General features: G+C 24.8%; 2 protein-coding genes. Both read right to left on the bottom strand.

Features of this window, described 5'->3' with window-relative positions; translation table 11 throughout:
• Nucleotides 1–426, bottom strand: a 426-nt coding sequence (locus EZH24_RS11250; RefSeq protein WP_137999195.1) for a metal-dependent transcriptional regulator, incomplete at its 3' end; no start/stop codon positions are given.
• Nucleotides 427–498: 72 nt separating this feature from the next.
• A complete protein-coding gene (locus tag EZH24_RS11245; protein WP_137999194.1) occupies nucleotides 499–1572 on the bottom strand; it encodes a hypothetical protein in 1074 nt (357 codons plus the stop codon).
• Nucleotides 1573–1712 lie beyond the last annotated feature (140 nt).

The following is a 1712-nucleotide window of genomic DNA, read 5'->3' as shown; positions in this document are numbered from 1 at the left end:
AGTATCTACAATTTGGAAGTGGAAAAAAATATTTTCTTTCTTACAATACGCGCATAAAAATTCTTTGAATTTATGAACGGTATCTCTGCTCATCGTATGTTCTATCAAGCAGGCTTCTTCGTCCGCTCTCTTTTCTTCGACTCCCAAAATATTCGTAAGAAAATAATAAAATATCGCATGTCTTTCGGCTATATCTTTTCCTATCGCTCTTCCCGATTCGGTAAGTTCTATATCGCCGTAATGTTCATGCTTTATGTATCCGAATTTTGAAAGAGTTTTTATCGCCGTATTTACGCTTGCTTTCGAGCGTCCGACTAAATCGGCTATATCGGTTATCCTTATAGCTTCTTTAAAATTTTTTTCCACTTCCAAATTGTAGATACTTTCCAAATAATTTTCCAATATTGGCGTTATTTCCTGTTTCATAATAAAAATTATAATATAAAATATTAATAAGTCAATATTAAATTATAATAAAATAAGAATTTCTAATTCTGTTTAACTTGTGTGATTATTAATAATATAATAAGAAACCAAATCCATATATTGAATGATTTTTCTAATTTCTATCATATCTTCTTTAATTAAAGAATAAATATCTTTTACTTCTTTACTAAACCTTATAGCCTCATATTTTTTAGCAACTTCTTTATCTACTGTCCATGCTGGATAATTTTTGGCAAGCATATCTCTTGTAGTTATAGTTTGTAGTGGCGGACGAGAAAAATAGCTAACATGATAGCCGTGAATAGGACGATTTGTATTAGTTATGTTCGTTATCTTATATTTTTTATTAACCATCATATGATATAATAGTTCTTCATCAGATATTTCATAAATATTTATATTTTTAGGAATAGATATTGGATACATTTTATCATATTCTATAAAGTGTAGTCCTGTTAAATAATTTATGTTAATTCTCTTATGATTACTAAAATCTAATTTATTATGTTTAATATTATTGTAATGAAAATTAAAAATATCTTCTAATATTAATATATCTATATCGCCTATGTAAACATATTTAGTTTTATAATGCGGTTTAGAAATAAATCTTATTGAATTTGGCATTACATTATCATAAAATTTTACATTATGATAATATATTTTATCATTATATTTTTTCTTATAATATTCTATTATATCTTTATATATACTATAGAAATAATCATAATCTTGTAAACCTATTTCAACCAAAGCATCATTATTAAACGCTAAAGCAAATATTGGATATATTATGGCAAATGGATAATATTTTTCATTTGCGCAAGTATAAAAAAGTAATTTTTCATGTTTTTCTTGTATATGTATATTAGCGTTATCTTTCATTATTTGTTCTATAATATCTATAGAATTATTAATATTTGCAGAATTATTATTTATATTCAATAAATCCATATAAGTATTTAATAAATTTCTAACCGCATTTCTCAAACTTTTAATAGGTATCCACCAAACAATAGCGTCTATATCGGACTTTGTAGGCTTCTTTTTGAAAGTAATTTTAATAAATAGAATTTTAATTATTATATATTTTTCGGTTTCAGATTTTTGAAAGAGTTTAATCATAACGAAACCTCCGCTATAGAATAAATCGAAGTAGATAGACTTTTACGCAAAAGAAAGCGTTTAAATATCTGAAATAATTTTTTATTTTTGCAATGAAAAAACAGCCAAAAATTATAATAATGGCTTGTATTGTATTGTAT

Source organism: Brachyspira catarrhinii, assembly GCF_005518285.1.
GTDB classification, from domain to species: Bacteria; Spirochaetota; Brachyspiria; order Brachyspirales; family Brachyspiraceae; genus Brachyspira; species Brachyspira catarrhinii.
The sequence above is the reverse complement of the archived record's forward strand: the minus strand, read 5'-3'. Positions and strand labels throughout refer to the sequence as shown.